Origin of the sequence: Clostridium sp., from assembly GCF_040797585.1 — a bacterium.
Taxonomy (GTDB): Bacteria; Bacillota; Clostridia; order Clostridiales; family Clostridiaceae; genus Clostridium_Z.
The window spans coordinates 1-5,714 of the sequence record NZ_JBFNEO010000183.1 but is presented as its reverse complement, the minus strand read 5'-3'; the positions used below and the strand labels follow the sequence as shown (position 1 = coordinate 5,714).

The window sequence follows — 5,714 nt, the reverse complement described above, 5'->3', positions numbered from 1 at the left end:
AAGAAATATTTATAATATTATAAATATTTCTTATGAATTATAAGAAATATTGTATGCAATTTTAAGAGGTAGATAAGTAATATTTGTTAATAAATTAAAAAGTAAGTGATTTATAACAAGAATGACCTTTATACTTTTCTAGGTTTCTGATATTATAAGTAGAGATTTTAAATAATAGTTGGGTTATTAATTAAATAATAGTTAGGTGATTAATATGAGAAAGAGATATATAGGAATATTACTTTTAATGATATTGCTTTTATTAACATTTTCTTCTTGTATGGAAAAAAATAAAGAAAAAAGAAAATTTACAGGAGAGTTAAGGGTTCTTACATTTAAAGAATATGAGGGATATTTTAATAAAGCAGCAGAGGTATATAAGGAAGAACATAGAGACGTTAATATAAATATTACAGCTATAGACAAGAAAGACTTACAAAAGGAAATTGAGGATAGTATAAAGGAAGGTAGAGAATATGATATAGTATCTACAACCAATAGAGATGTATATGATTTTTACAGTGATTTAGATTATATACATCCCTATGTATCTGAAATTATAAAGGATTTTGATGATAAGAAATTAGAGTCTTTAAAAACTTATGGAGATTTAAAGGTATTTCCTATAAATATAGATGTGATGGGTATATATTATAGAGATGATATTCTAGAGAATATGGGAGTAACAGCCCTAGATATAAACACATGGGAAGATTTTATAAACTTGGGTATTAAGCTAAAAGAAGAGCAGGGGATAAAGCTTCTAAGTATTACTGCAGAAGGGGAAAACTCTATATACTCTCTCCTTATTAATCAGCTTTTAACAAGTTATAGAGATAAAGATGGTAAGGTTACTATAGCTTCAGAAGAGTCTATTAAAGCACTAGAGTTAATAAAAAGGTTGAAGGATTTAGATCTCATAAATATTATATCTGATGAGGAGCAAGGAATAAAAGACTTTTTTCAAGGGAATACACTAAGTTTTATAGGCAGTAATAGTTCAATAAAAGATATAAAAAACTTAGTAAGTACCAATAACTTTAATGGAAGAGTTGTTATGAATAAAATACCAGCCTTTGAACCTGGAGGAAATAGATCAGTAATAGGCATGACTACTGATATAGGTGTTATGAAAGATTCTCCTAATAAGGAATTAGCAAAAGATTTTATAGAAACTTTACTTACAAATAAGGAAGTCCTAATAGAAGGTATAACTAATAGTTATATGTTACCTCTTTATAAACCTATCTACTTTAATGATGCTATAGATAAGAATATAGATTTTTTAAATAATGATAAAGTTCTTAGAAGTTTTGAGTATACCTCACGATATGCATATATGAGGGAAGTAGACGATAAGTATAAAGAAATAGATAAATTTATAGGTGATAATATACTGGAGATTATAAAGAGTCAGGATATTAAAAATAGTATAAAGACCTATGAGAAAAGATTAAATGAAATTGTATATGAAAATGAAATTCCCCTTAGGTAAAATCCTAAGGGGAATTTTTATAAATATATTAAAAGGAGTTGATTTATGTCTGTTATATAATATATTATTAACAACTATTATGAATGTTATTCAATGCAATTAAGGTTTTTTCAGCAGTTTTTTTCCATGAAAAGTTTTTAGCACCTTCTAATGATTTATTTTTAAGATAAAGTATCTTTTCATCATCATTTAAAATACTTTCAAGTTCCCTTTTGAACATATCCATATCATAAGGGTCAAAAAGCACACCATATTCTCCAACAACCTCGGGAATAGATGTCAGATTAGAACATAGTACTGGGGCACCACAGCACATGGCCTCTAGAGGGGGAAGGCCAAATCCCTCATAAAAAGAAGGATAAACAAATAATGAACAAGTGTTATATAAAATAGATAGTCCTTCTTCAGAGCAGTATCCAGGGAATATGATTTTCTTCTCCATACCTTTAGATTTTACATAATCTAAAAGTTTTTCACCCTCATCTTTTATGGAACCTGGAAGTACCAATAAATAATCCTTTTTCAAATTAGCTTTACTTAGCACATCTACAAGAGACTTAATATTTTTTCTTTTACTAAATCCACCTACATATAATACAAAGTCTTTATCTATACCAAAATTATTTTTTATATATTCTGTGCACATAGATTTATCTAAAGGTCTATAATTATGGTTTGCTGCTAAAGGAACAACATGAATTTTACTTTCATTCATAGGAAAAAACTTTAGTATATCATTTTTAGACCACTGAGATACAGTTAGAATCCCATGACTTTTTTCAATTATATGGGGCATTTCTTTTAAAAATTTATTAAGATATCCTCTGCCAACAGTTTCAGGCATGATATATGGGATTAAGTCATGAATAGTAATTACATATTTATTAGCTCCTTCTCCTAAAAGTCCCATGCCATTTTGAGGTAGCCAAAAAAGATCTATGTTTTCTCTTCTTAAATGGTTTGGAAAGTAATTTTGTTCAAAAAACCTTTGATGACGCTTAGAGGTCATTATAATATTAGTATTTTTCTTTTTAAATCTACTATAGTTATCCATTGACCAATATATATTGTATTTATTATGATCATCTATTTCTAAAAGGTTAGTTAAAATATTATCCGTATAAGTACCTATACCTGTACCCTTATACCAATTGATACCGCGTGCATCAATGGCTATATTCATAAAATATCTCTCCTAAAATATTAGTCATACTATTATAAATATTACGATGTGATGTAAAAGGTGCTAATTATCACAATAAATAGAAAAAATACATATACTAAAAAGAGATTAGTATTTTGGAGGGAAGGGTTTGAACATAGACCTAGTAGCACATAGAATTGAAAATAATTATAAGATAGATATAGAAGATATAGAAAAGATAAAGAATGTTTATAAAATAAAAAGCAAAGAAGGGCATATCTATTCTCTTAAAATAATAAACTATGAGTTTAAGCACTTTAATTTCATACTAAATTCTATAAAACATTTAGAAAACAATGGATTTAATGGAGTCTTGCCTTTTATTAAAACAAAATGCGATGAAGATTATATAGAATTAGATAATAATACCTTCGGATATATAAATCCTTGGATATCATGTAGAGATAGTAACTATGATAATCCAATAGAAGTAGAGAGGATAGGAAAATTTTTAGGAGAGTTACATTTAAAAAGTAGAGGGTTTAGTATAAAAGATAATATGAAGCCAAGGATTGCTTGGATGAGTTGGTATACTACATTTTATACAAGAAAAAATGAAATTTTAGATTTTAAAAATAGAATAGAGAAAAAACATAAGAAAACGGCCTTTGATGAGCTTTATTACAATAATATTGAAAGAAATATACAGCTTTGTAATGAGACATTAGTAGATATAATAGATAGTAGTTATATAAATAGGATGAGAGATGAGATGATGAATAAAGGTTTTTGTCATCATGATACAGCTCATCATAATATCTTAATTACAGAGGAAAATCAATTGAAAATAATAGACTTTGATTATTGTATCCTTGATACTCATCTTCATGATTTGGGAAGTTTAATAATTAGGGTTCTAAAAAATGGAAAATGGCATATGAATACTGCTATAAATATATTAAATAGTTATAATGATGTTTATAAATTAAGCTATGATGAAATACCTATAATAGCAGCCTTTATAAAATTCCCACAGGATTTTTGGCAGATAGGTATACAGTATTATTGGGAGAGGAAAAGCTGGGAAGAAGAGTTTTTTGAAAAAAAACTTTTTAAGATATTAGATGATATGGAAGAAAGAAATGATTTTAGTAAAGAACTTAAGAGCTTATATAAGGGGGGCTTAAAGGGGCATGTGTTCAGATTGTAAAAATCTTTATGAGTTTTTAAATGACAAAGGAGTAGAAATTGGTGTTACAAATAGTGAAAGGAATTATAATTTAGTAAATCAATTAGAGGCAGTAAATAAATTCCATAAATATACCAAAGGACATATTTTTAAGAATAAAGGAATTCTTGAAAGTAGTATGGGAAAAATAATGGAATCATGTTTTGTAGATACAATTAAATTAAAAAGAATGCTTTATAGTTTAAGGAATAAAGAAAGTTTAAACTCTGCAGAGAGGGTTATTTTAAAAGATGGACCAGAAATGTTAAGAAGAGCTGAAGCGGCAATAAGACATAAAAATAGCAATATTTATAGAGATATTATAAAAAGGGCTATAAAAAATTGTGAAGTATGTATTGGAGATGTGAGTATAGATAATATATGGGTTAAGGACAAACTGTATATAAAATCTTTAGATAAGTGTTCTTATAATATAATAGAGGATGATTATATAAATGTATTATTAGATAGAAAAAAAAGAGGAGAGAGCTTTAATCTTAATCATATGGTTAAATATATATGTTCCTTAGAGAATCTTTCCAAAGATAGTTATAGGTATATAGTGGATTTTGTAAATTACCCATACAGTTTCATGAAAAATTTTAATAGGTATAGAGAAGGGAAAAAACAATGGAGTCTTGAGGAATATGAATTTAGGATTTTAAAATCTATTAAAAGAGATACTATAGCACTTTAACTAGGAGGATTATATGGATTCTAAATATGGTCAGAGAGAATTGCTATGTGAATATGATTTGTCCACAGATTTTTTTGAAAGTGAAAATATAATAGTTAATGATTTAATTCCTCTAAAGGATAGTTATCTGTTAACTACTAATCAGGGGTCGCTATTATATAAAAAGCCTATAAAAGAGGATGAAGTTGTTGAATTAAAGGGAATTATAGAGGGGAATGAGTTTTTTAGGGATAATTATGAAGTTATAGATTTAAAAAGACAAGGTTATCATAATTATTTATTTTATTTTGTAAAATTAAAGAGTAATTTCCTAGGAAATATGAATTCAGAAGAATCAATGATAAGTTCAATAAATGCTCTTAAGAAGATTCACTTAAATACAAAGCTATTAAATGCTAATTTAGAAAATAATGTGCATAAGGAAAAATTACTTTTAAATATGAAAAAGGATTTAGAAAAGATTATAGGATATAAAGAAAGAATAGAGAATTTAAAATATAGAGTAGGATTTAATAAGGTATTTTTAGATAATGTAAATGAAATAATTTATAAAATTCAAATGGTTATCCATGATTTAAAAAATATAAATTTAGAATTTGTAGATGAATTAATATGTCTTTGTGTTAAGGATACCTCATGTAATAATATTGTTCAATATGAGACTGAAGGATTATTCATAGATATAAGTTATAGCTATTTGGGATTAAAGGTGGTAAATTTAAGCGAATTTATAGATCAGTGGATAAAATATTTTGACTATGATATAGAGAGAGGGAAAACTATTATAGAAGAATATATAAAGGATATAAATCTTACAAAGAGTGAGCTAATCCTTATGTATTTATATTTTATATATCCCAAGGATTTAATAGAAATTATAAGTTCTTATTATGATTCTATGGAGATCTTTCAAGAAGAGGTATTTTTAAGTAAGTTTAATAAGAGAATTTCATTAAAAGAAAAGAAAATAAACTTTTCAATGTGGTTAAAGGAATATTATATAGATAGAAAGTAAAAATAGCACAGGTTTAAGAACCTGTGCTATTTTTGTTTTTTAGATAAAACACATAATAATTAAAACTAAATCACAAGATATCATTATTTAAGATATAGTCAAAGGTTGGGTCTTGAAATGAGTTTACATATGAAG

General features: G+C 26.3%; 5 protein-coding genes. 4 read left to right on the top strand and 1 reads right to left on the bottom strand.

Going from position 1 to position 5,714, the window contains the following annotated elements:
• Positions 1 to 214 precede the first annotated feature (214 nt).
• The gene (locus AB2369_RS10810) at positions 215 to 1,495 is read left to right on the top strand and encodes an ABC transporter substrate-binding protein (protein WP_367666492.1); all 1,281 of its coding nucleotides are present in this window, start codon (positions 215 to 217) and stop codon (positions 1,493 to 1,495) included.
• Between the two features lie 67 nt (positions 1,496 to 1,562).
• Here the strand turns inward: AB2369_RS10810 and AB2369_RS10805 are convergent, their stop codons facing one another.
• Positions 1,563 to 2,678: a glycosyltransferase family 4 protein gene (locus AB2369_RS10805; protein WP_367666491.1), complete on the bottom strand. Its 1,116-nt coding sequence runs from the start codon at positions 2,676 to 2,678 to the stop codon at positions 1,563 to 1,565.
• 130 nt (positions 2,679 to 2,808) lie between these two features.
• On the opposite strand from AB2369_RS10805, the gene AB2369_RS10800 reads away from it, so the two are divergent.
• Genes AB2369_RS10800 through AB2369_RS10790 form a run of 3 tightly spaced genes read left to right on the top strand, consistent with a single transcriptional unit; the run spans position 2,809 to position 5,579 of the window.
• Positions 2,809 to 3,849: a CotS family spore coat protein gene (locus AB2369_RS10800; protein WP_367666490.1), complete on the top strand. Its 1,041-nt coding sequence runs from the start codon at positions 2,809 to 2,811 to the stop codon at positions 3,847 to 3,849.
• Positions 3,833 to 4,564, top strand: a complete 732-nt coding sequence (locus AB2369_RS10795) for a hypothetical protein (RefSeq protein WP_367666489.1) — start codon at positions 3,833 to 3,835, stop codon at positions 4,562 to 4,564. The genes AB2369_RS10800 and AB2369_RS10795 overlap by 17 nt, the downstream gene beginning before the upstream one ends.
• A 13-nt stretch (positions 4,565 to 4,577) precedes the next feature.
• Positions 4,578 to 5,579 carry a hypothetical protein gene (locus tag AB2369_RS10790; protein WP_367666488.1) on the top strand — a complete coding sequence of 334 codons (1,002 nt, stop codon included), beginning with the start codon at positions 4,578 to 4,580 and terminating at the stop codon, positions 5,577 to 5,579.
• Positions 5,580 to 5,714: the final 135 nt, after the last annotated feature.